This window comes from Micromonospora sp. NBC_00362, assembly GCF_026342155.1.
GTDB lineage: Bacteria > Actinomycetota > Actinomycetes > Mycobacteriales > Micromonosporaceae > Micromonospora > Micromonospora hortensis.
This window is the reverse complement of record NZ_JAPENH010000001.1, coordinates 463,511-489,938: the sequence shown is the minus strand read 5'-3', so window position 1 is coordinate 489,938 and position 26,428 is coordinate 463,511. Positions and strand designations below refer to the sequence as shown.

At 70.3% G+C, this 26,428-nt stretch carries 24 protein-coding genes; 13 read left to right on the top strand and 11 right to left on the bottom strand.

Features of this window, described 5'->3' with window-relative positions:
- Positions 1–61: 61 nt before the first annotated feature.
- The 5 genes from OG992_RS02165 to OG992_RS02145 form a co-directional block, all read right to left on the bottom strand.
- The gene (locus OG992_RS02165; RefSeq protein ID WP_266302157.1) at positions 62–442 is read right to left on the bottom strand and encodes a hypothetical protein; all 381 of its coding nucleotides are present in this window, start codon (positions 440–442) and stop codon (positions 62–64) included.
- 29 nt (positions 443–471) lie between these two features.
- Entirely contained in the window at positions 472–1,854 is a 1,383-nt protein-coding gene (locus tag OG992_RS02160) for a WXG100 family type VII secretion target (RefSeq protein ID WP_266302156.1), read from the bottom strand.
- Positions 1,851–2,183, bottom strand: a complete 333-nt coding sequence (locus OG992_RS02155) for a hypothetical protein (protein WP_146765155.1) — start codon at positions 2,181–2,183, stop codon at positions 1,851–1,853. The genes OG992_RS02160 and OG992_RS02155 overlap by 4 nt, the downstream gene beginning before the upstream one ends.
- Positions 2,173–2,589: a YbaB/EbfC family nucleoid-associated protein gene (locus OG992_RS02150; RefSeq protein ID WP_266302155.1), complete on the bottom strand. Its 417-nt coding sequence runs from the start codon at positions 2,587–2,589 to the stop codon at positions 2,173–2,175. The genes OG992_RS02155 and OG992_RS02150 overlap by 11 nt, the downstream gene beginning before the upstream one ends.
- A gap of 208 nt (positions 2,590–2,797) precedes the next feature.
- Positions 2,798–4,702 carry an N-6 DNA methylase gene (locus tag OG992_RS02145; protein WP_266302154.1) on the bottom strand — a complete coding sequence of 635 codons (1,905 nt, stop codon included), beginning with the start codon at positions 4,700–4,702 and terminating at the stop codon, positions 2,798–2,800.
- A gap of 102 nt (positions 4,703–4,804) precedes the next feature.
- Between OG992_RS02145 and OG992_RS02140 the strand changes: the two genes are divergently transcribed.
- The 5 genes from OG992_RS02140 (at position 4,805) to OG992_RS02120 (ending at position 11,114) form a co-directional block, all read left to right on the top strand.
- A complete protein-coding gene (locus OG992_RS02140; protein ID WP_266302153.1) occupies positions 4,805–5,329 on the top strand; it encodes a DUF4352 domain-containing protein in 525 nt (174 codons plus the stop codon).
- A 231-nt stretch (positions 5,330–5,560) separates the two neighbouring features.
- Positions 5,561–6,454 carry a hypothetical protein gene (locus tag OG992_RS02135; protein WP_266302152.1) on the top strand — a complete coding sequence of 298 codons (894 nt, stop codon included), beginning with the start codon at positions 5,561–5,563 and terminating at the stop codon, positions 6,452–6,454.
- An 82-nt stretch (positions 6,455–6,536) separates the two neighbouring features.
- Positions 6,537–8,990: an AAA family ATPase gene (locus OG992_RS02130; protein ID WP_266302151.1), complete on the top strand. Its 2,454-nt coding sequence runs from the start codon at positions 6,537–6,539 to the stop codon at positions 8,988–8,990.
- Complete coding sequence (locus OG992_RS02125; RefSeq protein WP_266302150.1) at positions 8,987–9,385, top strand: hypothetical protein; 399 nt, start codon at positions 8,987–8,989, stop codon at positions 9,383–9,385. The genes OG992_RS02130 and OG992_RS02125 overlap by 4 nt, the downstream gene beginning before the upstream one ends.
- Before the next feature lie 118 nt (positions 9,386–9,503).
- Positions 9,504–11,114 carry a hypothetical protein gene (locus OG992_RS02120; RefSeq protein ID WP_266302149.1) on the top strand — a complete coding sequence of 537 codons (1,611 nt, stop codon included), beginning with the start codon at positions 9,504–9,506 and terminating at the stop codon, positions 11,112–11,114.
- A 239-nt stretch (positions 11,115–11,353) separates the two neighbouring features.
- On the opposite strand, the gene OG992_RS02115 is transcribed toward OG992_RS02120, so the two are convergent.
- Positions 11,354–11,701 carry a hypothetical protein gene (locus OG992_RS02115; protein ID WP_266302148.1) on the bottom strand — a complete coding sequence of 116 codons (348 nt, stop codon included), beginning with the start codon at positions 11,699–11,701 and terminating at the stop codon, positions 11,354–11,356.
- Positions 11,702–12,153: 452 nt separating this feature from the next.
- Here OG992_RS02115 and OG992_RS02110 point away from each other — a divergent pair, with 452 nt between their 5' ends.
- Both OG992_RS02110 and OG992_RS02105 read left to right on the top strand, forming a co-directional pair.
- On the top strand, positions 12,154–12,537 hold the full coding sequence (locus OG992_RS02110; protein WP_266302147.1) for a hypothetical protein: 384 nt from the start codon (positions 12,154–12,156) through the stop codon (positions 12,535–12,537).
- A gap of 98 nt (positions 12,538–12,635) precedes the next feature.
- Positions 12,636–13,472 (top strand): aldo/keto reductase, encoded by an 837-nt coding sequence (locus OG992_RS02105; RefSeq protein WP_238686970.1) that lies wholly within the window; start codon positions 12,636–12,638, stop codon positions 13,470–13,472.
- A 52-nt stretch (positions 13,473–13,524) separates the two neighbouring features.
- Here the strand turns inward: OG992_RS02105 and OG992_RS02100 are convergent, their stop codons facing one another.
- Positions 13,525–13,998 (bottom strand): VOC family protein, encoded by a 474-nt coding sequence (locus OG992_RS02100; RefSeq protein WP_266302146.1) that lies wholly within the window; start codon positions 13,996–13,998, stop codon positions 13,525–13,527.
- Between the two features lie 104 nt (positions 13,999–14,102).
- Between OG992_RS02100 and OG992_RS02095 the strand changes: the two genes are divergently transcribed.
- Positions 14,103–15,119: a YafY family protein gene (locus OG992_RS02095; RefSeq protein WP_266302145.1), complete on the top strand. Its 1,017-nt coding sequence runs from the start codon at positions 14,103–14,105 to the stop codon at positions 15,117–15,119.
- An 80-nt stretch (positions 15,120–15,199) separates the two neighbouring features.
- Here the strand turns inward: OG992_RS02095 and OG992_RS02090 are convergent, their stop codons facing one another.
- Positions 15,200–17,269: a phosphocholine-specific phospholipase C gene (locus OG992_RS02090; RefSeq protein WP_266302144.1), complete on the bottom strand. Its 2,070-nt coding sequence runs from the start codon at positions 17,267–17,269 to the stop codon at positions 15,200–15,202.
- Between the two features lie 133 nt (positions 17,270–17,402).
- Positions 17,403–18,329, bottom strand: a complete 927-nt coding sequence (locus OG992_RS02085; RefSeq protein WP_266302143.1) for an AraC family transcriptional regulator — start codon at positions 18,327–18,329, stop codon at positions 17,403–17,405.
- 103 nt (positions 18,330–18,432) lie between these two features.
- Between OG992_RS02085 and OG992_RS02080 the strand changes: the two genes are divergently transcribed.
- From OG992_RS02080 to OG992_RS02060, 5 genes are all read left to right on the top strand, one after another.
- Complete coding sequence (locus OG992_RS02080) at positions 18,433–19,263, top strand: NAD(P)H-binding protein (protein WP_266302142.1); 831 nt, start codon at positions 18,433–18,435, stop codon at positions 19,261–19,263.
- 79 nt (positions 19,264–19,342) lie between these two features.
- Positions 19,343–20,386, top strand: coding sequence for an SEC-C domain-containing protein (locus OG992_RS02075; protein ID WP_266302141.1), 1,044 nt, complete (start codon positions 19,343–19,345; stop codon positions 20,384–20,386).
- Positions 20,387–20,475: 89 nt separating this feature from the next.
- A complete protein-coding gene (locus OG992_RS02070) occupies positions 20,476–21,222 on the top strand; it encodes a metallophosphoesterase (protein WP_266302140.1) in 747 nt (248 codons plus the stop codon).
- A 2-nt stretch (positions 21,223–21,224) separates the two neighbouring features.
- Positions 21,225–21,860, top strand: coding sequence for a LysE family translocator (locus tag OG992_RS02065; RefSeq protein ID WP_266302139.1), 636 nt, complete (start codon positions 21,225–21,227; stop codon positions 21,858–21,860).
- Between the two features lie 91 nt (positions 21,861–21,951).
- Positions 21,952–22,446, top strand: a complete 495-nt coding sequence (locus OG992_RS02060; protein WP_266302138.1) for a DUF2231 domain-containing protein — start codon at positions 21,952–21,954, stop codon at positions 22,444–22,446.
- 10 nt (positions 22,447–22,456) lie between these two features.
- Here OG992_RS02060 and OG992_RS02055 read toward each other — a convergent pair whose 3' ends face one another.
- Together OG992_RS02055 and OG992_RS02050 are read right to left on the bottom strand one after the other, a co-directional pair.
- Positions 22,457–22,900: a DUF1801 domain-containing protein gene (locus OG992_RS02055; protein ID WP_266302137.1), complete on the bottom strand. Its 444-nt coding sequence runs from the start codon at positions 22,898–22,900 to the stop codon at positions 22,457–22,459.
- A 164-nt stretch (positions 22,901–23,064) separates the two neighbouring features.
- Entirely contained in the window at positions 23,065–26,406 is a 3,342-nt protein-coding gene (locus OG992_RS02050; RefSeq protein WP_266302136.1) for a S8 family serine peptidase, read from the bottom strand.
- Between the last annotated feature and the right edge of the window lie 22 nt (positions 26,407–26,428).

Sequence of the window (26,428 nt, the reverse complement as noted above, 5' to 3'; positions counted from 1 at the left end):
ATCCATACTTCAGACGGCTCGATGCGCCGCCGTCGGATATCTGACGACACCAGAAAGCGTGTCAGCTGTTCCAGAACATCAGGTCGCGGGCCTGCCGCGAACAAGCCGTCAGCTCCGGCACGCCCCGCGAAGGGACGACGTAGTCACGCTCGCGGATGAGCGCGAGGAAGTCCGCCGGCAATGTGACGCGGTGACGCCGTACGTAGTAGGCGAGGTCCTTCCGCCAGAGCCAGTCACCGTCGGTCAAAACGGTCGAGCCGTTCATCACCTGCCGGGTCGAGTCGAAGGCATCGTTGGCGACGTCCATTACATCGATGAGGACGTGTCCCGAGTTCAAGTAGCTGACAACCTGGGTGAGGTCGGGCAGTTCCTCATCGGCGACGTTGTCGAAGATGCTCTCCTGCGGCTCGGCGGAGCGGACCGGCCCGAATTCGCGGAACATCCCCGCCACCCTCAGCTGACCGCCGCCCATCAACGCCCACCGTTCGGATAGAAGGTCTTCCACTCTCCGTCACCCCGGATCATCGGGGTCTGCCCCACCGGACCATACCGGTCGACACCGACCGCGTCCGTCGGCGCCGTCACGGGCACCCCGAGGGCGTCAGCGACCTGTTGCGCCGCTGGTGGCACGCCGGCTTCGGGGGCGACGGTGCCGGTGTGACAGGAGACCAGCCGTACCGGGCCACCGTCGTAGTGCGGGTTGGCGCGGATGGCATCGGCGACCTGCTGTGGGTGGGTGAAGTTGGCGGGGTGGTCGGCGCCGTCAGCGCCCACGAGGCCGGGCCGGAACAGCCCGGTGCGTTCGCCGTGTACGACCACATCGTGATGGCCGGGGATCGGTGCCACGGCGTCGAAATTGCGCATCGTGGCGCTGTCGTAGCCGATGGCGGTGCTGTTCGGGCGGTGGTAGACCGGATCCCCGGCCGGGAGGTTCGCGTCCGGCGGTGGCGGCGCCTGCGGATGCGCAGAGGGATCCTCCCAGTCCGACCGACGCCCCATCGAGTCCAGGTCCGGGTCTCCCGAGGCCGCAGGGCGCCCACCGGGTGCGGTGCCGTTGGCCGGGCTGACCGGGTCGGTGCGAGCGGCCCGCCGCAGTAGGCCATTGAGCTCGTCGATCAGGTCGCCCAAGCGTCGGAGCAGCGGGACCAGCCGACGCAGGCTGCTGATCAGCGCGCTGATCAACCTGCCGATCCGCGCCGCCCACTTAGCCACCAGGCTACTGACCTGAGAGATCACCAGCGGAGTCGCCAAGCCCAACGTCGCGCCGGTCTCGGCCAGCCAGAGCGGCAGCCGGACCGCCAGCACCGAGACGAAGTCCGCGATCAGGTCCCGGACCAACTCGCGGACCAGCGCCACCAGCAGCCCGGCGCCCTCCACCAACGAAGCGATGCCGTCGGCAGCCCGTGCGATGCCCTCCATCGCCCGCACCTGGCCAGAGATGTCCGCCCGGTAGGCGCGCGCCGAGGCGCCCTCCCACTCGGAGAGCTGCGACGAGATCGCCGTTTGCAGATCAGTGGCCGCATCGGTGCTCTGCTTCGCGACGTTGCGCCACGTTGACGCGTACGCGTCGATCTGATCCGGGTCGCCGGCCAGCCAGTCCAGCGCATCCGACAGCGGTTTGACGTGTTCGAGCAACCAGCCGACGCCCCAACTGACCAGCGAGCCGAGCGGGTCGAGCACGGTGGCCAACGCATCCATCGACGTGGCGACACCACCGATCGTCGAGTCGATCCAGCTTCCCGACTCGATGCCCGACACGGTGTCAGCGAGGTCCTCGACCAACCCGAGCCCGGTGTACCACTGGGTCGAGTCCTGGCGCTGCACCACCAGCGGGTTAGCCGCCATGTCGGTCACAGCGGCAGTTCCAACCGGCCGGCACTGTCGGCAAGTCGTCGTGCGCTCGCCGCGTCAGCGGCTTCGGTCGCGGCAGCAACCGCTCGTAGGTTGGCTGCCGCCTCACGCAGTGCCGTGGCGGACTCTCCCAACGCCGTCACCGCCCTGTCCGCAACCGGGTCGATCAACCGAGGTAGGAACGCGCAGATCTGCCCGTACGCTTCAGCACCCATCTGCACGTACGCGGCCGCTCCGCGAGCGGCCTCCATGCTGTCGGCGGTGCCGTTGACCGTTGCGGCGTGCCGAATCACCGCCTCCACCGACATCTGCATTCCAGCGTCACCAGCCATTTCTGGCGTCCCGCTCCCACCGATCGGGCTCGTCAGGGGGCCTGGGGAACCGCCTCGCGAAGGAGTCGGTGACCGCCCGCCCGGACTCGGAGTCGACGCCCACGGTGTCGTGCACCGCAATGCTCACCTGCTCGGTCAACCCGGCCTGTGCACGGGCGATCGTGGCCATGATGATGCTGGCAAGTTCGGCACCGGGTATCCGCTGAACGCGGTCGTCCAACCGAAGGTCCGTCAGCGCCCCCGAGGCGGCGACCGTCACGCGCACCGCACCGTCCGCGCCGGTCGCCGACGCCGCGATGGTCGCGACCCGGTCTGACAGTTCGGCCGCAGCCTGAGCTCGTGCCGACAGCTCGGCCGTCCAGGAATGCATCAGTTCCTGTGCCGCGTCCGGATCTTGGCCCAGCATTCCCAACCTCCCCACTACGCACCTCAGCGCCATCGTTCGACCGACGCCGAGCCCACCACTCTGCACCACGATCGCGATGAACGATGCCCCTCAGCCGTCGAGCGCAGGCTCGACAGCGATCGATCAGGTTCGCCGAGCGGGGACTCAGTGCTCCGGGACGACGACCGGAATCACGTTCGGTCGCCTCGGTAACAGCCGAGGCACCGCCTCATCGGAGGTCGGCGTCTGGCCGGAGGGCCCCACGTGCCAACCCGTCGGCGGTGAGTTGCGCCAGCTCCGCTCCCAGTAAGGCGGCCTGCCGGATCGCCGACTCGAAGGCGTCGAGGCGCCGGAACGCGTCTCCATGCGCCCGCTGCTCGTCGAGCGACAGCCGCCGCACCTGCGCCCGTCGAATGTCGAACCGCATCGTTCCCGAGAGACTCGACGACTGCTTCTCGTTTGCCGACGTCCGCAGCTGACCGGCCAGGAACCACGGATCCAACGCCGCCGGATTGGGCCGCAACAGGTACAGGTTGCGCCCCAACAGCGCCCCCTCGGCGGTGACCACCCGGGCGGTGAGGTGCCGCGCGATCATCGGCACCACCACGTCCCCGACAGCAAGCGGGATCTCCTGTCCGAACCGGTCGTCGACCCGTCCGGACGCCTCTACCCCGGCGAGCACGTCCTGCACGGTGAGCACCGGCGGCCCGTCGGGTGCGGGTGTGGACGTGCCGGCGCGGACCGGACCGATCAGTTGCAGCGCCCCGGTCTTCGCCAACTCTCCAACGGTGCGGAGGAGGCCGTCCGGCCCGTCGGGCGCGGGCGTGACCTGCGGCAGCAGCGCCGGCAGCTCGCCGACGATGGCGGCCAGTCGTTCTCTGGTGCGTACCAGATGCTCTCCGGAAGCCTCGCCCACGACGGCGGGTTGCCGGCGTGCGGGGGTGAGGTCGACTTCCTCGTCGAGCAGCTCGATGACCGGGACCGCGCGGGCGAAGCCGGCCTCCTCGACGTCGCCGTCGGGGGCGGCAACGAAGGTCCGCCACGTGGCCAGCACGCGCGGTGCGGTGTCGGCCAGGTCGCCGTTTGCGGCGTCGATCAGCAGCGCCCGTGGTGGTGGCGGTGCGTCGGTCGCGGCGCGTCGCAGCACCCACAGGTGCAGGGGTACGCCGTGCGGCGCCGCCACGCCCGGTGGGAGCGCGATGACGGCGCGCAGGTGACCTCGGCGCAGCAGTTCGCCGCGGATGCGTTTGCCGGCGCGGCGGCTGGCGACTGTGGGTGGCATCAGCAGGACGGCGTGCCCGCCGACCCGTACGTGGGCGAGGGCGTGTTGCACCCAGGCCAGCTCGGGTTCGGTGCGGGGTGTGGTGCCGACGATCCAGCGGGGGTCGTGGCCGAGTTCCTCGTCGCCCCAGTTGGTGGCGCCGAAGGGTGGGTGGCAGACGACGGCGTCGACGGCGCGGCCGGCGAAGGCGTCGGCGCGCAGAGAATCACCGGTGCTGACCTCCCCGGGTGCGTCGTGCAGGGCCAGCCACAGGCCGGCGAGCCGGGCGAGGTCGTCGTCGAGTTCCTGCCCGTACACGGAGGTGCTGCCGGCGCGGACGGCGGCTCGCAGGATGGCGCCGGAGCCGGCGGCCGGGTCGAGCACTGAGCCGCCGCCGACGTTGGCGAGCCCGATCATCAGGTCGGCGAGGTCGTCGGGGGTGGCGAAGGGGCGGCCGGGCCCTGGTGCGGAGAACCGCTGCCACAGCTCGTCGAACGCGCCCTGCGGGCCCAACTCGTCGGCGAGGGCGTCGACGTCGGGCAGCAGCGGCGTGAGTTGGCCGTCGATGCTGGCGCTGCGGGAGCCGCGTTGACGGGCCAGCAGCAGGGCGCCGACGGCGGCGAGGCCGGCGGCCGGGGAGTCGCTGGCCGCGGCGAGGTGTCGCCAGAGCCGGTCGGCGGTGGCGAGCTCGGGGAGCTTGCCCTGGGTGCGTAACCACTGCTCGACCTGGATCAGGTCGAACTCGGGGCTCGCCGTCGTTCCGCCCACCGGGGCGGGGAAGTCGGGATGCCGTTTACGCCAGTTGCTGACCGCAGCGCGACCGACACCGGCGAGCCGGGCGATCTCCGCTGCCGTGATCGTCGGGTTCTCCACGCCGAAAGTTTCGCACGCCTGTCAAGCATGAGATTGTCTGTTGACAGTGTTGTCGGACGATGCTCTTATTGACCCCGCAACACTCACTTCAGGAGGACAACGATGCGCAAGACCACCACTCTCGCCCTGCTCGCCACCGGCCTCATCGCCCTGGGCTGCGGCTCCGGCGCCGCCGACAAGCCCACGAGCTCCAGCGCCGGCGACAAGGGTGAGGACGCGCCGGCGAAGACCGCGAAGGTGGGCGAAGCGGCCCGGGACGGCAAGTTCGAGTTCACTGTGAAGTCGTCCAAGTGCGGCGTCGCCAAGATCGGCAGCGACCTGCTCGGCGCGAAGGCGCAGGGCCAGTTCTGCCTGGTCACGCTCAACGTGAAGAACATCGGCAAGGAAGCGCAGATGCTCGACGGCGGCAGCCAGAAGGCGTACGCGGCCGACGGCACCGAGTACTCCGCCGACACCGGCGCGGCGATCTACGCGAACAAGAACGCCGAAACGTTCCTCAACGACATCAACCCCGGCAACCAGGTGACCGGCGTCGTCGTCTTCGACATCCCGAAGAACGTCAAGCTCACCAAGCTCGAGTTGCACGACTCGATGTTCTCCGGCGGCGTCGACGTCGCCCTCGGCTGATCTCCCCCCACCGCCCGGGGCGGGCATCCCACGCCCGCCCCGGCTGTTCACAGCCCGCCTGTTCACAGCGTCGGTCGGGGCACCTAGCCCTCTGCGGAGGACAGAACGCCGATTGGTGCTGACCCCTGCCTACTGATTCGTCTACGTCATCAGCTCGAAAGCGTCTGACTCCCCCGTCACTCCGGTCCGCCTGGTTCCAGGCCGCGGACCTTCCTCCCTGCGGAGACGACAATGGCCCGTTCTGAGCCGTACGACGCGCTCGCCTGCACCATCCGCCTGCACCGAGCTGTCCGCGCGTCCGGCGCGCTGCTCACCACTGCCCTACTGGCCACGATGCTGACCAGCTGCGGCGACGAGAAGCGCTCCACCGCCACGCCGGTGACCGCCACGCCGAGCATGTCCGCCTCCCCCAGGACGTCGCCAACGCCTCCTCCTCCCGACCGGGACGGCGACGCTGTCCCCGACTCCAGCGACTCCTATCCGGACGACCCGAAGAACACCCCGCAGCAGCCGCCGGTCAGCTTTGAGTGCGACACGGGTAACGACTGGGATGCGCTGCTCACGGTGCGGCCCGGCAAGGACGGCCGGCCGGACTTCAGCGAGGTGTGGGCGGCGAAGCCGACGTCCTGCGATGCCCAGACGGAGATCCAGCCCGTAACCGACACCGAAAAGGCCGCGCTGACGACGTCCAAGTACGACGACGGGGATATCGCGACCCTGTACGAGATGTGTGCCGCCGTCGACCCCGAGGACACGTACTTGGAAGCTGGCTTCGCCGCCAGCAGCGAGCAGATCCCCGAGATCAACGCAGCCCTCCTGCTCTGTCCCAGCTACCCGTACGCGAAGAAGTGGCGCGAGACGGTGAAGCGCGGGCAGGTCGACGCGGACCTGGCAGCCCAGGGTCGGATCTTCGACGAGGGCACGTTCCGCGTCGGTAAGGAGATCAAGCCCGGCACGTACGTCACCACGGATGTCGACGGCTGCTACTGGGAACGGCAGGACAGCTCCGGCCACACGATCGACAACTACTTCACCAATAGCGCCCGCCGAGTGCAGGTGACGATCCGCTCCTCCGACTACGCCTTCAGCTCCCAGAGCTGCGGCGAGTGGCGCCCCGCGCGCTGAGCCGCAGCACCGACATCCACCGCTCACCCCGGGCGGGCCGACGAGCCGTCGGCCCGCGGACACCACACGCCTGGAGACGACCATGACCCAGCCCGCACAGACCACCGCCCCGCTGATCGAGCTGATCTTCGAGCGACTGGCCGCCGCTGACGACGTCCCGACCGAGACCGCCGAACTCGTCCTCGCCGCCCTTACCGGCGAAGACGACCTGACCGCCGCGCTCGCCGGCACTCCTACCCGGCTCGACCCCCGCTCCCCCACCGACGACGGCCCGGCGGAACGGATCTGGTTGAAGTCGGTGACCGTCGCCGGGTTCCGTGGCGTCGGCCCGGAACGGACCATCCAGATCGGCCCCGGGCCGGGTTTCACACTGGTCGTCGGCCGCAACGGCTCCGGCAAGTCCAGCTTCGCCGAGGCCGCCGAACTCGCCCTCACCGGGGACAGCGCCCGGTGGGCCGACAAGACCAGCGTCTGGCGTACCGGGTGGCGCAACCTGCACAACCCGGACCCGTGCTGGGTGGATGTGGAGCTGCGCGTCGACGGGGTGGCCACGCCGACCCGGGTGCACCGCGCCTGGCCGGTCGGGGCCGCGCTGGTCGACGCCGAGGTGACGGTCACCAGCGTACGGGGCCGGCACGCGGACCTCTCCGAGCTGGGTCTGGCCCGCTCGCTGGAGCTGTACCGGCCGTTCCTCACTGCCGCCGAGCTGGGCAAGCTCGCCGCCGGAACACAGAGTCAGCTCTTCGACGCGCTCTTCGCGATCCTCGGGCTGGACGCGCTCACCGACGCCGACCAGCGTCTGCTGCGCGCCGCCCGGCCGCACGACAACACCATCAAGGAGGTACGCGCACAGCGCACCGCCCTGATCGCCATGCTCGACGGCATCGCCGACGACCGGGCCCGGCGGACCGCCGCACTGTTGCGTGGCCGGGGCGCGGTCGACCTCGCGGCGGTGACGGCGATCCTCGACGAGCCGGACGCGGCGACCACCGACCGGGAGGTGTTGCTGTGCCGGGCGCTCGCCGCCCTCGCCCCGCCGCCGGTCGACGAGGTGACCCGGCTCGCCGGTCAGCTGCGGGAGGCGGCGGTCGAGGCCCGGCGGTACGACGGTGGCCGGTCCCGGGCCGCGCTGCGGAGCGCCGAGCTGCTCCGCCTCGCCCTCGAACATCACCAGGACGAGGGCGACGGGTCATGCCCGGTCTGCGCCACCGGCACCCTCGACGGTGGTTGGCGGGCCGCCGCCGCGCAGTCGCTCACCAACCTGCGGCAGCGCAGCGTCGCCGCCCAGACGGCGACGACCCGGCTGACGGCTCTGCTGCGGCAGACGCACCACCTCATCGACGACCTCGTTGTGCCCGAGGGCCCCGGGTTGGAGCCGACGGCCGGGGTGCTGCGTGACGCCGTTGCGGTGCTGCGGCGCGTACCCGGGGAGCCGGCCGAGCTGGCCGACCACCTGGCCGCGCGGTACCCGGCGGTGGTGGCGGCGGTCGACGCGGCCCGCGCGTACGCCGAGGGGTTTCTGCGGCAGCGCGACACTGGCTGGCGGGCGGCGGCGGCCGAGGTGCGCGAGTGGGTGGCCACCGTCGGCGGACTGCCGGCGCGGGAGGCGACAGTGGCCCGGTTGAAGGCCGCGCGCGCCTGGCTGAAGGACACCGGCGCGACGATCCGCAACGAGCGGGTCGCACCGTTTGCCGGGCACTCACAGCGAATCTGGGCGCAGCTGCGGCAGGAGAGCAACGTCGAGCTGGGGTCGATGACGTTGGAAGGCGCGAACACCCGGCGGCGGGTGGTCTTCCCGGTCAGCGTGGACGGCGCCGACAACGGCACGGCGCTGGGTGTGATGAGCCAGGGTGAGATGCAGGCGCTCGGGCTGGCGACGTTCCTGCCCCGCAGCTGCGCCCCGGAGAGCCCGTTCCGGTTCATAGTGGTCGACGACCCGGTGCAGAGCATGGACCCGTCGAAGGTGGACGGTCTCGCGCGGGTGCTCGCCGAGCTGGCCGAGCAGCGGCAGGTGGTCGTCTTCACCCACGACACCCGGCTGCCGGACGCGGTCCGCCGTCTCGGTCTCGGCAAGGCGCGGATCATCGAGGTGACCCGCGCGGAGAAGTCGGTGGTGACGCTGCGGCCCGGCTCCGACCCGGTGACCCGCTACCTGGACGACGCGTACGCGTTGGCGCGTAACGAGGAGATCCCCGCCGACGTGCGCGGGCCGGTGGTCGCGGAGCTGTGCCGCTCTGCCGTCGAGGCGGCATGCCATCGCTCGGTCTGGCGGAACCGGGTGGCCCGAGGCGTTCGGCACACCGACATCGAGGAGGCGATCGAGGAGGCATCCCGACGGGTCGCCACCACCGTCGCGTTGGCGGTGTTCGACGACGCCGAGAAGGGTGGTGACGTGCTTGGCTGGCTGGGCCGCCGGCACGGACGACGTGCGGTGAACGCGTACCAGGCATGTCGGGAGGGTGTGCACGGCGCGTACCTGGCCGACCTGCCCGGCCTGGTCGCGGACGCCCGCCTCCTCGTGGCGGCGCTGTCGTGACCGCGCCGACGCCGCAGCGCTGCCTGGCGGCGGCCGATCAGCTGCTGCGCGGGGCCGGGCTGCTCGGCACCACGGCGGTGACCGCGGGCTGGTGGCCGCGGGCCTGCGCCTGCATGATCCGGCTCGCCCTCGAAGCCGGTGTCGACGGCTACTGGCGGCGCGTGCAGCCGGCCGTGGCGGCGTGCCGGCAGGGCCGCGCGAAGCAGTTGATGCTGCGCGGCCGGCTTGGTCCGGGCCGCGAGACCGCTCGTCGCGTGGCGTTCGCCTGGGTGACGCTCTCCGCCGCCACGCACCACCACTGCTACGAGCTTGCCCCTGGCGCAGCGGAGCTGCGGCGCCTACACACCGAGGTGAGCACCCTGCTCGCACAACTGGAGCCCACGACCCGCAGGTGATCTGTTCAGTCACTCGCGTGTGGACCTTACGCGAAATCAGGTACCGCTCCGGATGAGCCAGGGTGACCACGTTGACACGTAATGTGATGCTCTCGCTGTCGATCATGAAGGACGTGGGATGGCACCCGAAGCCGAGGCATCCGAGAACGAACTCTCCACACTCGTTGACAACGGCACCCTCGACGCCACGGTTCTCCCCAACGACGAGCCGACCGTCAGCCTCGTCGAGATCGAGCCGGGATTGGCCGTGCTCTTCGGGGACCAGCCGCCCATCGGCTTCGACGTGATCCCTTTCGAAATGATGAGCGCTCACGCAAACCAAGGCCTTACCGACAAGCTCGCGATGGCCTCGGGCATCGGCAATCTCGCGGCGCAGGGTGCACAGGGTGCGACCACGGTGCAGGGGCTCGTGCGTTTGGCGCCCGAGACGTTGCAGGTGCTCAAGACCGCGCAACCGATGACGTCAGGCGGCTGGAACCTGGGTGCACTCGTCACGACCAACGGGAAGATCGCCAACCTGGTGCGCTGGGCACCCGTGACAGGGGCGCAGACCGCCTCCATCCTCAGCGCTCTCGGGCCGGCCGCCGCACTCCTGGCACTGCAGGTGCAGCTGGCGTCGATCTCACGTCGACTGGACGAGAACGTCCAACTGACTCGTGACGTTCTTCGGGCGCTGCACGAGGATCAGTGGGCGACGCTGCTCGGCCTGCATGAGACGACGCTGCGCGCCGTACGTGAGGCCCAGGCGGCCAGCGGCGTCAACGACCACGTCTTCGCCTCCATCGCGACCAGGGACGCAGACCTGCGCAAGCAACGACACCTCTTCACGTCGCTCGTCCGTCGGCACATCACGGCGCTCGATACTGACGGGCAGAGCCGTCGCACCTACGTTCAGAAGAACGTCGACCAGATTCTCGCCGACGCTCACGGCATGCTCATGGCGGAGTGGTCCTGGTATCGCTTCCAGGTGTTGCGCGCGGGACACATCAGCCGCGACGAGGCCCATGCCGCCGAGAACGAAGGCCTGCTGGCCGAGTTGGTCGCCGAGACTCAGCGTGAGCACACCCAAGTCATGGAGGACGTGGCGGATCTGCTTGCCGGTCTTGAACGTCAATGTCGTCTGATCGCCGAACTTCCGGCCGAGTTCAGTCTGCCGTTCACCGCGAAGCGCCAGGACATCAAATCCGCTGTCGACATGGCCGAGGCGTTGGCCGAGCGGGTGGCAATTCTTCGCAACCGTGTGCACACCCAGACCGCTCCGCTGGATCCGCCTCTCACCGTCTTCGCCGAGGCTGTGCCAGATGAGGTGCTGCGAATCCTCCGATGGGTCGTGCCTGGCGAGGAACCCCTGCTGGCCATCGCCGATGTCAACCTCGACCGCCTCGTCGGCGAGGACGCCTACCTGGGAGTGACACCCGCACGTCTTTTCATATCGGCACAGAGTTCGGTTCGCAAACAAGGCACGATCGAGCGCGAGTTCCCTCTCTCGGACGTTCGCTACGTGCGATTCCGCGAACGCGACAAGCGAGGCCCAGTCCTGGACATCATCACGACGGACGAGAACATCAGGCTCACCTTCGACGACTGGGCCGGCAAGGGGCAAGGGTTGGACGACAGCCGTCGGCTCGCCAATCTCCTGGCCGCCGCGATGAATCTGCCCGAGACCGAGCGGCGTACCGACCCGCTGCTGAGCGGCGGTTCCTCGACTGAGCGGGCGATCACCCGGTAACCGGCCGCGATCGGATCGACCTGTATCTGGTCCACTGGCCGAACCCGGATCCCCGACCCGGAGCACTACTACCCCGACGAGGCCCCCTAACTAGCGGCACCATCGCCTGCCAGACGTGTGTCACTCTGGCCAGCCCGGCGACGTCCCGGCGTCGCCTGCTTGGCCGGCGGGGTGATCCGGGCAATTCCGGGTCGGTGCTTTCCCGGTGGCCGTCCGCTATCGACCACCGGGAACGCTTGTCAACCGGCCCGGTAGGAGAGGTAGTAGCCCTCGTACGGCCAGCTGTGGAAGTTGTTGAGCTCGGACGCAGCGCCGGTGCAGTCGGAGGTCCGGTAGCCAGAGACGGAACCGAAGCCGTTCCAGCCGATCGCCCAGATCGCCTTAGCCGGGACCGGGCGGCAGATACCGTCGGGCGTGGCCTGCCTGCCTACGATGATCTGCGTGTAGGCCTGGTAGAAGACGAGGCCGGTGTCGGGAACCTTGAGCGTCTCGACAGCGGCTGCGGGCGACGCCGGTGTCGTCACGGCCAGTGTGGTGACCAGGGCGGCGGCGAGACCCACAGCGATTCGGCTGGTAAATCTGCGCATGAGCTTCCCTTCCTAACGGCGTTCAGGGACGGGACCGGAGCTCGTTCAGCCCAGGCCTATATTTACTTGCATCGATTATGTTCCCCGTGTCAACCAACCCGCCGCTGATCGCTGTCGCCGAGCGGCCCGAACGCGGAGCCGGTCGCCTACTACCCGAGTCGCGGAGGCGTTCGGAGGTGGCCGAATCGGCCGGCGGCCGGGTTCCCGGCTGGCGTCCTGCCGTCAGTGGCCGTAGGTGCCACGGCCTGCGGTGCGGGAGCAGCTCGTCGCCCTGACTCCTGCCGCCGACCGGTGGTCCTGCTGTCGTCGCAAGCTGCGGCGATCGTGACGCATTGCCCACATTATTGCGAATGGTGCGGCCGTCCACCTGGGCGGTAGCGCAGGTGGTTGACGGCGCAACTTTCCCGCGGTAGCTTGAGTCAATTCATCCTTATCAATGGAAGTAGGTAGCCGTGCTGTTGAAACCCCTCGCCATCGCCGGGGTCATCGCAGGTGTGCTGGCTGTTGCCCCTCCTGCCTCGGCGGCAGCCCAGTCGGGGGCCGGCGTCTACCCGCCCGGGAACTGCCAGCCGGGCACATTCTGCGTCTGGCCCCACTGGGATCACCCGAACGGGGTTCCTACGGCGACTCCGTCCCTGGTGACCACCACGGAGTGGAGCGGCAACATCACGGGTTTCAACTACTACAACTACACGAACCGGAACGCCGAGATTAGCTGGTCGTTCACCACCCAAGGAATGACTTTCACCGGCACGGACTGCGCTCCTCCTGGTGACGGATTCTTCTACGTTCCCATGACGGTGACGAAGGTGAGTTGGCGGACGCGCGTCTGCTGAATCCCGCCGTTTTCTGCCTTCCGGGTTGCCCGTTCCGTCGTGTGCGCTCGACATCGAGCCACCGTCGGCGCGCAACTCGGGCAGGTAGGGTCCCAATCATGACGATTCCCCATCTTGCGGCAGCCGACGGCACCACCCTGCCGGCGATCGGGCTCGGCACGTACCGGCTGAACGGCTCGGCGGGTGTCGACGCGATCGGTCAGGCGATCCGGGCGGGCTACCGGTTGATCGACTCGGCGGTGAACTACGAGAACGAGGGCGCTGTCGGTCGGGCGGCCCGGTCGGCCGGTGACGTGCGGGACGAGCTGGTCGTCACCTCGAAGCTGCCGGGACGGCACCACCGCTACGACGAGGCGCTGACCACCATCGAGGAGAGTGTGTTCCGCACCGGCCTCGACCGCGTCGACCTGTACCTGATCCACTGGCCGAACCCGAAGGTCGACCTGTACGTGCAGGCGTGGCGGGCGCTGATCGAGGCGCGTGAGCGTGGGCTCGTTCGGCACATCGGGCTCTCCAACTTCCTGCCCGAGCACATCGAGCGGCTGGTGGCCGAGACCGGCGTCGCCCCGGTGGTCAACCAGATCGAGGTGCACCCGTACTTTCCACAGCAGGAGGCGATCGACTACCACCGGGAGCACGGCATCCTGGTGCAGGGCTGGAGCCCGCTCGGCCATGGCAACGACCTGCAGCAACACCCCGTCGTCGTGGAGATCGCGACCGCGCTCGGCGTCAGCCCGGCGCAAACGATCCTCGCCTGGCACGTGGCCCGTCAGGTGATTCCGCTACCCAAGGCCGCTTCCCCGCAGCGGCAGGCCGAGAACCTGGACGTCTTCGGTATCAAGCTCACCGACGCGCAGGTCGAGGCCATCACCGCGCTGGGCCGCCCGGACGGGCGGCTCTCCGACCAGGACCCGGCGGTGTACGAGGAGTTCTGACGGACCCGACCCGGCCATCCGGGGCGAGGCCCTGGTGACCTCTACACCAACGTCAGCCGTGGGGAGCGAACTCGGCACTCTGGACGTACTCCATTGCCTTGGCGAACTCGGGGTCGTCGAGCCGTCGACCCATCTCCTCCTCGGTGGGCTCGGCCACGCGCTGGTGGATCCACCACAGGTTGCCGAGCGGGTCGCGGAAGCGGCTGACCCGGTCGCCCCAGAAGAGCTCGGTCGGCTCGGTGACAACGCTCGCTCCGCGTTCGACGGCCCGGCTGAGCACCTCGGCGTCGTCGGCGACGTAGAGACGCAGGAAGGCGGGTGTGGCTGGCCACTGGGGTTTGTCGAACATCATCACGACCGAGTCGCCGATCCGGACCTCGGCGTGGCCGATCACACCGTCCACTTCCATGCGGGCCAGTTCGGTGGCGTCGAAGACGCCGACTATGAAATCGATCAGTGCGCCCGTCCTCCCCGGCGAGATGATCCAGGGGGTCACGGTGTGGTATCCGTCGGGAACGACCTTCATCGGTTTGTCTCCTTCTTCAGGTGCGGCTTCGGCGCACTGAGATGGACGACGGTAGACCCGATCTAGGCTGGCAACTGTCCTAGATCGAAACGCATCATGGGAGCATGCGCGACACACCGGCCCGCCTGTTACGACTGCTCTCCCTTCTGCAGACGCCCCGCGAATGGCCCGGCAGCGAACTCGCCGAGCGTCTCGCGGTCACCCCGCGGACCGTGCGCCGCGACATCGACCGGCTGCGTGAGCTGGGCTATCCGGTCCAGGCCAGCCTGGGCGTACTGGGCGGCTACCGGCTGGTCGCGGGTAAGGCGATGCCTCCGCTGCTGCTCGACGACGAGGAGGCAGTGGCGATCGCCGTCGGCCTGCACACAGCGGCCCGGCAACCGGTCGCCGGCATCGCCGAGGCGTCGGTGCGGGCGCTCACCAAACTGCAGCAGGTGCTGCCGCCGCGGCTGCGCCGCCATGTCGGCACCCTCGCCGCGGCCACCGTGTCGTCGACCGCGGCGGCGGTGTCGCTTGTCGATCCGACGCAGCTCATCGTCCTCGCGGCGGCGGCCTCGGCACACGAGCGGGTCCGCTTCGACTACTCCAACGGCGACGGCGGCGTCAGCCGGCGGCTCGTCGAACCGCACCGCCTCGTCGTGGTGGGCCGCCGTTGGTACGTCGTCTCCTACGACAACGAGCGCGAGGACTGGCGCACGTTCCGCGTCGACCGCATCGAACAGGCCACCACAACCGGGGTACGGGTGGCGCCCCGCGAGCTTCCGACCGACGACGCGTCCGCGTTCGTAACCGACCAGATGCACAGCCTGGCACCGGTGTTCCGGGCGGTGGCGACGCTCGCGATGCCGGCTGAGCAGGCGACTGCCCGGCTGGGCGACCATGCCGGAGCACTGACGCCGCTCGACGACGCGTCGTGCCGATGGCACAGCCCGGAAGACACAGTCGACTGGCTCGCCTTCCGGCTCACGCTGCTCGGGTGCGACTTCACGGTCCACGAGCCGGTGGAGCTGGTCGACCATCTACGTCGGCTCGGCGACCGCGTCGCCCGCGCCGTGGCCGCGCCGGCAGTGGACGTCCCGACGGGCGGAGGCCGTGATGAGCGTTATGACTCTGCGGTATAGACATACCGCTGAGTCATAACGCTCACCACCATGGCCCCGCCGACCACCGCGCGCGTCATCCCCCGCCGGGTCGGAACGCCCTAAACGAGCCCGCCGAGGGCCGGGTCGCTGATGCTGTCCTTGCCGTTCTCGACATGACCCGCGCACCGGTACGCGAAGTCGGCGTCACCGGCGACGGAGACCGTCAGGTCGTACCAGCCGTGGGTGCGGGCGAGCGCCCACGTGACGCGCTCGGTCTCGCCGGGGCGCAGCGACAGCGTGACCGGTCGAGCTTTGTACCCGTCGCGGACGGTCACCTCGACCCGCTTCGAGCCGCGGTTCTTGAGGGTGAGGGCCAGTTTGTAGTCGTGCTCGTCGTAGGCGGGGGTGACGTCGAGCTGGGACCGACCGGCGGTGAACCGGCGGAAGAACCCGTTCGGTCCGTGTACCGACAGGTCGTAATCGGGGGTGACCGGCCAGGTGTCGGTCAGGTGCTTGCCCGGCTCGACGGTGTAGCTGCGTGGGGCGTCCGCGCTGCCGGCCTGGCGGACCTGGAAGACCGCGGCGGCCCCGCCGGAGTTGCGGAAGTCGATCCGGAACGCGTCGTCGCCGCGGTGCCCGTCGGCGTGCAGGGTGTACGGGATCGGCCGCGCCGGGCGTACCCCGTGCTCCTGCTTCGGCAGCCGCTGGTCCGCCGGCGGGACCGGCACCTCGTCGGGGTGCCGGACCAACTCGTCGGGCTTGAAGTCGTCGGTGTCGGGCAGCCTGACCTCGCGTGAGCGGTTCGGGTGCCGGAAGTCGAAGGCAGTGGTCAGGTCGCCGACGACGGCCCGCCGCCACGGGGTGATGTTCTGCTCGATCAGGTCCGGGCGGCCGTGCCCGAACCGCGCCTCCAGGAACTTGATCAGTGAGGTGTGGTCGAAGACCTGCGAGTTCACGTAGCCGCCGCGCGTCCACGGCGAGACGATGACCATCGGCACCCGGATGCCGAGGCCGTACGGCCCGGCCGGGTGGTCGGCGTCGCCGGGGAAGATCTCGTTGGTGGTCGGCACTGTCGACTGGCCGTGCTCGCGGGTCTGCGGGGGCGTCGGCGGGACCACGTGGTCGAAGAAGCCGCCCTCCTCGTCGTAGGTGATGAAGAGCGCCATCTTGCTCCACACCTCGGGGTTCGAGGCGAGGATGTCGATGACCTGGGAGATGTACCAGGAGCCGTAGGCCGGCTCCCAGTTCGGGTGCTCGGTGTACGCCTCGGGGGCGGTGATCCAGGAGACCTCCGGCAGGCGTCCCGCCTCGACGTCGGCGCGGAAGTCGGCCAGCAGCGCCTCCGGGTCGCGGCCCTGGGTCCTGACCTCGGTGCCGGTCTTCGCCTTGTCGGCCAGCGGCGTTCCCGGCTGCGCGTTCTGGTACTGGTGGAAGTAGAGCAGCGAGTTGTCGCCGTAGTTGCCGATGTACGGGTCGTTCGTCCAGCCCCAGGACCCGGCGGCGTTGAGGCCGGTGCCGACGTCCTGGTAGATCTTCCAGGAGACGCCGTTGCGCTCCAGCCGCTCCGGGTACGTGGACCAGTCGTAGCCGGCCTCCGCGTTGGTGATCACCGGGCCGCCGCCCTTGCCGTCGTTGCCGACCCAGCCGCTCCACATGTGGTAGCGGTTCGGGTCGGTCGGACCCATCAGGGAGCAGTGGTAGCTGTCGCAGACGGTGAAGGCGTCGGCGAGCGCGTAGTGGTAGGGCAGGTCCTGGCGGGTGTGGTAGGTCATCGCCGTGACGCCCTTGTTCGGCACCCACCCGTCGAACCGGCCGTCGTTCCAGGCGGCGTGCCCGTCGTTCCAGCCGTGCGGCGGGTCCGGCAGGAAGGTCTGGCCGAGGTCCTTCACCTCGGGGCGGAAGGGCAGCAGCTCGTCGGTCCCGTTGGGCTGGTGCCACACGTCCTTGCCGGATGGCAGTGTCGCCGGATGGGGGTCACCGAAGCCGCGTACGCCGCGCAGGGTGCCGAAGTAGTGGTCGAAGGAACGGTTCTCCTGCATCAGGATGATGACGTGCTCGATGTCCTTGATCGAGCCGGTCCGGTTGTTCGCCGGGATGGCGAGCGCCTTGCTGAGGTCCATCGGGAGCGCCGCGCCGATCGCGGGAACTCCCATCGCCTTGAGGAACGTACGGCGATCCACGGTGCCCATAACTCCGCCTTTGTGCGACCTGGTCGGGAAACTGGCGACCGGACGCTACCGACGACGGGTTGACGGCAGATGACAGTGGTTGGTTGGTTTTGCGACCACTCGTCGACCGGCTCTGGGCCTGAAGAGCAGCCGCTCAGGCCGCCGTGGTGTCGACCCGGGTGAGCCGTCGATGCCCGCTGGGGCTCATGCCGTGCACGCGTTTGAAGGCCGCGCTGAAGCCGAACGCGTCCGCGTACCCGAGGTGACGCGCCACGGCGGCGACGGTCGCTGTCGATTCGGCCAGCATGTCGGCGGCCAGTGTCATGCGCCAGTCGGTCAGGTAGGTGAGCGGCGGTTCGCCCACCATCGCGGTGAACCGTTTGGCCAGCGTGGACCGGGACACCCCGGCCTGCGCGGCCAGGCTGGCCAGGGTCCACGGCCGGCCCGGCGCGTCGTGCATGGCGCGCAGCACCGGGCCGATCGTGTCGTCGCTCAGCGCGCGGTACCAGCCGGGCGCCTCGGCCTCCGGCTGGTCGAACCAGTCCCGCACCGTGCACACCAACAACCAGTCCAGCAGGCGGTCCAGCACGACCTGGCGTCCGGGCCGACCCGCGTCGAGCTGGGCGTCCAGGTAGTCGCGCAGCGCGGCGCAGTCCTGGTCTTCCGGCACGACGAGCACCGGCGGCAGCGCGCCCAGCAACCGCTGGGGCACTCGACGCCGGACGTGGTAGACCCCGACCAGCAGCACGAGGCGGTCGGTGTGGTCCGCGCCGACCGGGTCGGCCACCCCGGTCTGGCCGCGCCGGACGTCTCGCAGTTCCCCGGGCTCGAAGCTCGACCGGGGCTCGGCGGCGAACACGAACGGCGCGGGCCCACGCACGGTGGCCGCCTCGCCGACCCGGACCAGGCGAGGCTTGTCGCTCTCCGGATGGGAGATCCAGCCTTCGCCGCGCATCGGGACGCAGAGCGTCAGCGGGGCGCCGTCGGTGAACCGCAGGGCCGAAGGCGGCGTCAGCACCGACCGGCCGAAGGCCGCGCCGTCGGCGTGCAGACCGCGCAGCAGATTGTCGAACGGGTCCATGTCACCGACGATAGATCGCGGAGGATGGACCGCGGACGATCGGACATGCCTGGCGTACGACAGGACATGTCCCGCCCTCGACCGGGCGCGTTGACTCGTGGTCATGACGACTGACGCACCTTCGATTCTCGTGATGGCCGGCACCGGCAAGACCGGTCGCCGGCTGGTCCAGACGCTGCGGGCGACGGGCCGGCGCGTCCGGGCTGCCTCTCGCTCCGGTGAGGTGCGGTTCGACTGGTCGCGGCGGGACACCTGGCGACCTGCCCTGGCGGGCGCCTCGGCCGTCTACCTGCTGGCGCCGGAGGACCCCGCGCTGGCGGCCGACTTCGTGACCCAGGCGGTCGACTCGGGTGTCGGCCGGTTCGTGGCGCTCTCCGGCCGGGGAATCGACCGGGTCGGTGACTTCTCCCCCGGCATGCTCGCCGCCGAGGAGGCGGTGCGGAAGTCCGGCATCGAGTGGACGATCATCCGGGCGAACAACTTCAGTCAGAACTTCAGCGAGGACCTGTGGCGCCAACCACTGCTCGACGGTCGGCTGGCCCTGCCGATGAGCGCCACGCCGGAGCCGTTCGTCGACGTCCAGGACGTCGCCGATGTGGCCGCGACCCTGTTGACGTCGCCCGGTCACCACGAACAGGTGTACGACCTGTCCGGTCCTCGTGCGCTCACCTTCGCCGAGGCGGTGGCGACGATCGCCCGGGTGACCGGCCATTCGATCCGCTACGTGGAACTCACCCCGGAGCAGTACCACGTCGAGCTGCTCGCCGAGGGTTATCCGGCGGAGACGGCCACGGCGCTGAACGCCCTGTTCGCCGGGATGCGGGCGGGCCATCTCGCCGAACCGACCGACGGGGTGCGTCGGGTTCTCGGACGGGACCCGCTCGACTTCGACACCTACGCCACCCGGGCTGCGGCGGCCGGCGCGTGGTCGTAGTCCGCCCCCGGGCGGCATGAGAGCGGCGTAACAGGTGATCTGCCCGCATACCGTGAGCACCCCGACGTACCGTGAGATCGTGCCGACGAGAGAGATACTCACCAAGGCTGACCTCGCCGACCTTCGCCGTTCGGCGCTCGGGACGGCCGATCCGCTCGGTGTCGCCGCCACCCTCGCGCAGGCCGCCGAGCAGGGCCGGCTGGAGGATCCGGACGACGCCGGGGACGCGCTGACGCTGGCCGCCGAGATCGCGGAGATCCGGGCCAGGCCCGAGGCCGCGCTGCGGTACGCGGAGCAGGCCCTGGAGGCATATCCGTCCGGCGATGATCCTCGGGCCGGGTTCGCCCGGGCGCTGCGGGTCCGCGCCCTGTTCCGGGCCGGTGGGCGCGACGACGAGGCGATGGCGGAGTTGACCGCGTTGCGCCCGTTGCTGCTCGTGCAGCCCGACGCTCCCGCCTACGTCAGTGCCGCGCTGGACGCCGGTGGGCGTTCGGCGACCGCCGAGACGTGGCTGAGCGAGGCGGTCGACACAGTGCTCAACGAACGCGCGACCGCCGCGTCCGGGCCGGCCAGCACCACGATCGACCCGGTGGTCGATCTCGGTCCGCCGGACGCGCCCGGTGTCACCTTCTTCCTGTTGCAGCAACGGCATCGGGTACGCCGGAATCTGAACCTGCCGCACGACCGGCAGGACGACCTGGCGGACCGGTTGGAGACCCAGCTCGTGCGTCGTGCCGGGGAGCGTCGGGACGCCGAGTCGGATCTGCTCTTCTGGCCAAGGGCCGAGTTCGATCGCCTGCTCGCCGAGCACCCCGCCCTCACCGAGGTGTACGGGCCGGACTGGGACGCTCACCGGGGCCGGTTGGAGACGGAGTTGGTTCGGTTGCGGGGTGCCGGTCAGGCGGGGTTGGGCGTGTTCGGCGCGACGGTGGCCGGGTTGACCGCGTTCGCCGGTCGGCGCGGCGGCGATCCGGCCGACGCGGCGGTCCGGGCCGGCTACGCGGCCGAGGTGTCGGCGCGGCCCAGCGCACGGATCGCCTGGCCGCCGGAGCGCAACGACGCCTGCTGGTGTGGGTCGGGTCTCAAGTACAAGAAGGACTGCCTGCCGCGCTCGCGGAGCTGACCGCGGCGGCTATCGCGCTGCGGTGGCCGACCTGACCCGGAGTAGCGTCCCTAACGGCTTCGACACCAATAGCCATTAGGAGGGCCTTCGTGCTGGTCATCGCGCATCTCAGTGACACCCACCTCGACAGCCATCCCCGGTCAGCCGAGCGGACCGCCCGGGTCATGGACTACCTGCACGGCCTGCCGCGACCTGTCGACGCGATCCTGATCACCGGGGACATCGCCGAGCACGGCGAGGTGGCCGAGTACGAGACCGCCGCGAGGCTCTTCGACTCCCCGCTGCCGGTCATGGTCTGCCCCGGCAACCACGACGTGCGCGACGCGTACCGCAAGGGTCTGCTCGGGGACGACCGCGGCGGCACCGGCCCGATCAACGCCCGCCACGACGTGGCCGGGGCGGTCTTCCTCCTCGCCGACTCCTCAGTGCCCGGCGCGGACGACGGTCACCTGGACGAGGAGACGATGGCCTGGCTCGCCGACGAGTTGGGTTCGGTGTCGGCCGCAACGCCGACGTTCATCGCCCTGCATCACCCGCCGGTGGTGCTGCACCACCCGGTCATCGACCCGATGCGGCTTCTGCCGGCCGACCCCCTGGCCGAACTCGTCGCCGCCCACCCGCAGGTCGTCGCGGTGCTGACCGGGCATTTCCACACCGCTACCGCGAGCACCTTCGCGGGCCGTCCACTGCGGATTGCCCCTGGTGTGGTCTCCACGCTGCGGATGCCGTGGGAGGGCGAGGGCCCGTTGACCACCCAGACCCAACCGCCCGGCGTCGCGTTCCACGTGTACGACGACGCCGGGCTGCTCACCACCCACTACCGGGTGGTGGTTTGAGCGTGCACGGGGTCGCGGTGCTCGGCTTCCTGCTCGCCGTCGCGCCGATCACCGCCACGCCGGGCGCGAGCCTGACCCTGGTCGTCTCGCGGGTCGCCAGCGGCGGGCGGCGGCAGGGCTGGTGGGTGATCCTGGGTACGGTGACCGGGCTCTACGTGCACGCCACGCTGGCCGCTGTCGGCCTGGCCGCGCTTGTGCTCCGCTCGTCGCAGGCGTTCTGGGTGGTCAAGCTGGTCGGGGCCGGTTATCTGGTCGGGCTCGGGCTCTGGATGCTCTGGTCCGCGTCACGCCGTCGCGTGCGGCCGGGACGGCGACCGACGGTTTCCGCCCGAAGGCTGCCCTGGCGCGTGGACCACCCGTACCTGCAAGGGTTGCTCGGCAACGTGCTGAACCCCAAGGCCGCCGCCATCTACCTGACGTTGGCGCCACAGTTCCTCGAACCGGGCCGACCGGTGCTGGTGCCGATGCTGCTGCTCGCTACCGCGCACGCCGCGTTTGCCACCTGTTGGCTCGCCGGCTGGACGGTCGTCTCCGGCGCCGCCGCCCGGTTGCTGCGCACCGCATCGGTGCGGCGACTGCTCGATCGGCTGACCGGCGTGCTGCTGGTCGGCCTCGGCGTCCGTGCGGCGGCGACCTGAGCGATCGGCGGGATGACACGCCCGCGTGGTACCGATAGCGTCCCTGTGTGGACGATCAACGTCCAGGCCGATGCCACCGGAGGAGACGCCGATGTTCGAGGAGTTCATGGGCATCCCGGCCCACCCTCTGCTGTTGCACGCCGCTGTCGCGTTCGTGCCGCTGCTGGCCGTGCTGACTGTCGGTTACGCGTTCGTCCCGCCGATCCGGCCGCACACCCGGTGGGTGCTGGGGCTGCTCGCCGTGGGCGCGCCGGTCGCCGCCCTGCTGACGAAGCTTTCCGGCGACGCCTTCCTCGAGCGGCTGCGCGCCGCCAACCGGGTCACCCCCGAGTTCCTGCCGAAGCTGGAGGCCCACCAGGAGTTCGGTGACATGACGCTCTACACCAGCATCGGGTTGGGCGTGGTGGCCCTGGCGCTGGTCCGGCTCGTCCCGCCGAGGGCCGCCGACGCCAGCGCGGATGGACGGCCCGGTCGGCCGCTGACCCTGGCGTTGCAGGTGTTGTCGCTGGTGGCCGCCGCCGTCACCGTGTATTACGTGGTGCGCACCGGCGACTCCGGGGCGAAGGCGGTCTGGGAGGGCCAGTGACGTCGGCGGTTCATCGGCGGCTGGCCCGGTCGACGCCCCTGTGCGCCTGGACGGTCCGCTCGACCATTTGCCGCAGCACGCGCTCGTCGACGTCGTCGAGCCGCTTCAGGTAGATGCACCCCTTTCCGGCGCGGTGCGGGCCGAGCCGGGCAAGGAGCGCGGCGTCCCGCTCCTCGAGACCGTCGCCGGTGAGGTAGAGGACGAGGTGTTGTTTGCGCGGCGAGAACCCCACCAGGGCCGCGTCGCCACTACGCCCGCTCTCGTAGGTGTAGTGGTAGCTGCCGAAGCCGACGATGCTCGGGCCCCACATCACCGCCGGCTCCCCGGTCAGCTCACCCATGATCGCGCGGAGCCGCCCTGCGTCGGCCCGCCTACGTTCGTCGGGGATGCTGGCCAGGAAGTCGTTGACGCTGATCGCGGTCGGAACGGTTGCTGGCTGCTTCGCTGTGGCCATGACGTGATGCTGTCACCTGCCTACGACGAGAACCGCCTCAACGGTCAGGCAACCTCGTCGCGTGTTCGCCAGGAGAGCGCCACGAGCCACCCCGAGATGAGCACCGCTCCGACGGCGAGGTGGTGCGACCCGGCCGGAGCCGGGCCGCACCACAGTGTCGACGATCAGCCGGCGTGGTACGCCCGGATGATGGTCTGGTCGATTCCGCTACCGCCGTTGGCTGCGGCCTTCACCCGCAACGACACGGGCTGCCCGGCGACGGCCGTCGGCAGCGCGACCCGGTAGCTGTCGCCGCTGCCGGTGACCCAGGCCGACTTCCAGGTGGCACCGTCGTCCGTCGAGGTCCAGACCTGGAACGACGTCACCTTCTGCGCCTTGATGCCCCGCATCTGCCGGACGGCGAGTTCCGCCGTTCCGCCGGTGGCGTGGTTGTTGGTGTCCATCGGCAGCGCGTAGTCCACGGCGAGCAGCGGCAGCGGGACGCTCCCGGTGCCGTCCGGCCCGGCCGACCGGAACGTCCACGACGTGTTGACCTTAGTGGAGATCGGCAGGATCAGGCTCGTGTCGACGTCGAGGGTCAGCCGGTAGTCGGCCACCTGCTGCGGCACTGTGAAGTCGGCGAGCGGGCGGTCCCGCTCCTCGACCAGTTTCCCGTTGCGGTACAACGACAGCTTGCGGTTCACCCCGATCGCGGAGCCCTGGAGGCAGTCGGCCCGCTGGTGCTGGTCGGTCAGCGACACCAGGTCGATGTGCAGGTTGCCCCGGGTCCGTGCCGGCGCGGTGGCGCAGCTGTGGTCGACGCCGGCCGGGTCGTCGTACCAGCCGGAGTGCAGCGGCTGCCGCGCCCAGACCTTGGTCTGACGGCTGCCCGGCTGGTAGGTGCGGGGGGCTTCCTGGGCCGACAGACCACCGTAGACACCCTCGTCGGCCCAGCGGTAGCCGGCCGAGAGGTAGTCGGTGCGGTACGGCGGCAGGTTGCCCTCGTGGGTCTGCGTCACCGGCACCCCGTCCGCGGTGAAGCCGCTGCGGATCAGTTGGGTGACCATCCCCTCCGAGTCCACCTGGTGGAAACGCTCCTCGATCCGGGCGAGTGTGGCCTGCTCGGCCATGTTCACCCGGAAGGCGGGGTCGGTCGGCACGCCGCCCGCGTACTCGTGCACCAGGTTGTAGCGGTACGGCGTAGCGGTGCCGGCCGGCGAGTCCAGGTTGACCGCCGCCCAGGTGCGCCGGGAGCCGACGGTGGGCTTGGGCAGCGCTGTGGTGCGGACCGTCGTCTTCGCCCCGTACCCGCTGATCTGGTGCCACCAGGACAGGCCGTTCGGCGCGGTCTGGACGTTGGTGAGGTCGGTCCGGGTGGGCGTGGTGGGCACCCCGTCGACAGTCGCCGTCACCGGCTTGGCCCGCGCCGGGTCGAGCGTCACGCTTCGGGCGCCGCGCACCTCCAGGTCGGTTTCGGCGGCGAGCGTCGTCTCCAGGACGTCGCTGTCGACGTAGTAGGCGACGGACGCGCCGAGGATCGCGTACCGGCCGGCCGGCACCCGCACCGTGAAGGTGTCTCCGGGCGTGCCGCCCGCGCCGCCGTAGTAGATCACCGGGTCGGTGAGGTTGGTGACCATCAGGTTGATCCAGCTCTCCGCGCCGTCCTTCAGGCCCGGCATCGGCTTCGTCTGGATCGTCAGATCGTAGCTGGGCTGCTCGACGAAGAAACTCACCGGGGTCGTCGCGACCAGCTTGCGGCCGGAACGGGCGGTGACGGTGGCCAGGTAGAAGCCCGGTCGGGCGGCCAGCGCCGCACGGTTGACCCGCAGGGTCGCCGCGGCGGTGGCGCCGTGCTTGAGCGTCAGCCGGGTCGTCGAGAGCGACGCCGCGCCGCGCGGCACCGGTTGGCCGTCGTGGTTGACGATCGACACGTCGAGGTCGAGAACGGCCGTCGACTCACCGGTCCAGGTCAGCTTCGTCTCGCTGGTCCCGGACTGCGGGTGGGCGAAGGTGCCGAGGTTGACCACCGGCTGGTTGCTGGTGGTGCCGCCGAGGGCCCGGACCGCGTTGAGCCGACCGGCGCCGACGGCGTACGGGTCGATGCCACTGAGCGGGTCGGCGGCGCCGACGAGGGCGGCCTTGAGTCGCTCACCGCTCCAGTCCGGGTGGCGCTGGGCGAGCAGCGCGGCGGCGCCCGCCGCGTGCGGGCTCGCCATCGAGGTGCCGCTGATGGCCTCGTAGTACCTGTCGATCGGGTCCTGGAGGTTGGTGCCGGCGGCCCGGGCGGCGACGATGTCGACGCCGGGGGCGACCAGTTCCGGCTTGGCCACGTTGCTGGTGACCAGCGGCCCACGGCTGGAGAAGTCGGCGAGCTTGTCGTTGCGGTCGACAGCGCCGACGGTCAGCGCGCTGGCGGCCGAGCCCGGCGAGGAGATGGCGCCGCCGCTGTTGCCGGCGGCGATGACGAAGAGCGCGCCGGTGGACTTGCTCAGAGCGTCGACGGCGAGCGACAGCGGGTCGCTGCCGTCGTCCGGGTCGCTGCCGCCGAGGCTCATGTTGATGACGTCGGCCCGGGTGGCGGCCCACTCCATGGCGGCGATGATGCCGGAGTCGTCGCCGAAGCCGTTGTCGTCGAGAACCTTGCCGACCACCAGCTTGGCGTCCGGTGCCACGCCGCGACGCTGACCGTGGGCGGCCGCGCCGGTGCCGGCGATGGTCGAGGCGACGTGCGTACCGTGGCCGTTGTGGTCGACGGCGTCACCGCCCTCGACGGTGAAGTCGGCCCGGTCGGCGACCCGGCCGACCAGGTCCGGGTGGGTGAAGTCGGCACCGGTGTCGAGCACCGCTACCCGGACGCCCTTGCCGGTGTAGCCGGCCTTCCAGGCGTCCGGCGCGGCGATCTGGCCCAGGTTGCGGTCCAGGCCGGCCGGTCGCCCACCGCCGGTCAGGGCGGTGGCCCGGACCTTGCGGTCGAGCCAGACCTTCTTCGCGCCGGCGAGCAGCGAGTTGGTGGCGAGCTTCGCCGTGGCCGGGCTCTTCTTGGGTACGCGGCCGGCGACCGCACCGATGCTGGGCAACGACAGCACGTCACCGAGCGCGGCCACCCGGGCGGACGCGGTGGCGGGCTGCACGATGAGCGGCAGCTCGGCCGCGTTGTCGTCGTCGTAGCCGTCGGCGATCAGCGTGGTGACATCGAACAGGTCGGGGTCGAGGACCGAGCCGAGTTGGGACGCGACGCGGGCGGGGATGACGTGCAGGTGACCGTCGGGGCCGCAGCTCTGGTGGATCACCGCGTTCTCGTCGGCCGGCCGGATCGTGGCCTGTGGGCAGCCCGATCCCGTGTCTCGTACGGTCACCACGTCCCCGGTCAGCAGGGTGACGGTGTGCGTCTTGCCGTCGGCCGTGGCTGCGGGTGCGCCGGTCCGACCGATGTCGCTGGGTCCGGCCGTGGCGGCGCCGCCCGGTAGGGCGGTCAGCGTCGTGGCCGTGACGGCGACGGCCAACAGCCATCGCGTTTTCCTGAGCATGTCGCTCCTCGTCTAATGTGGA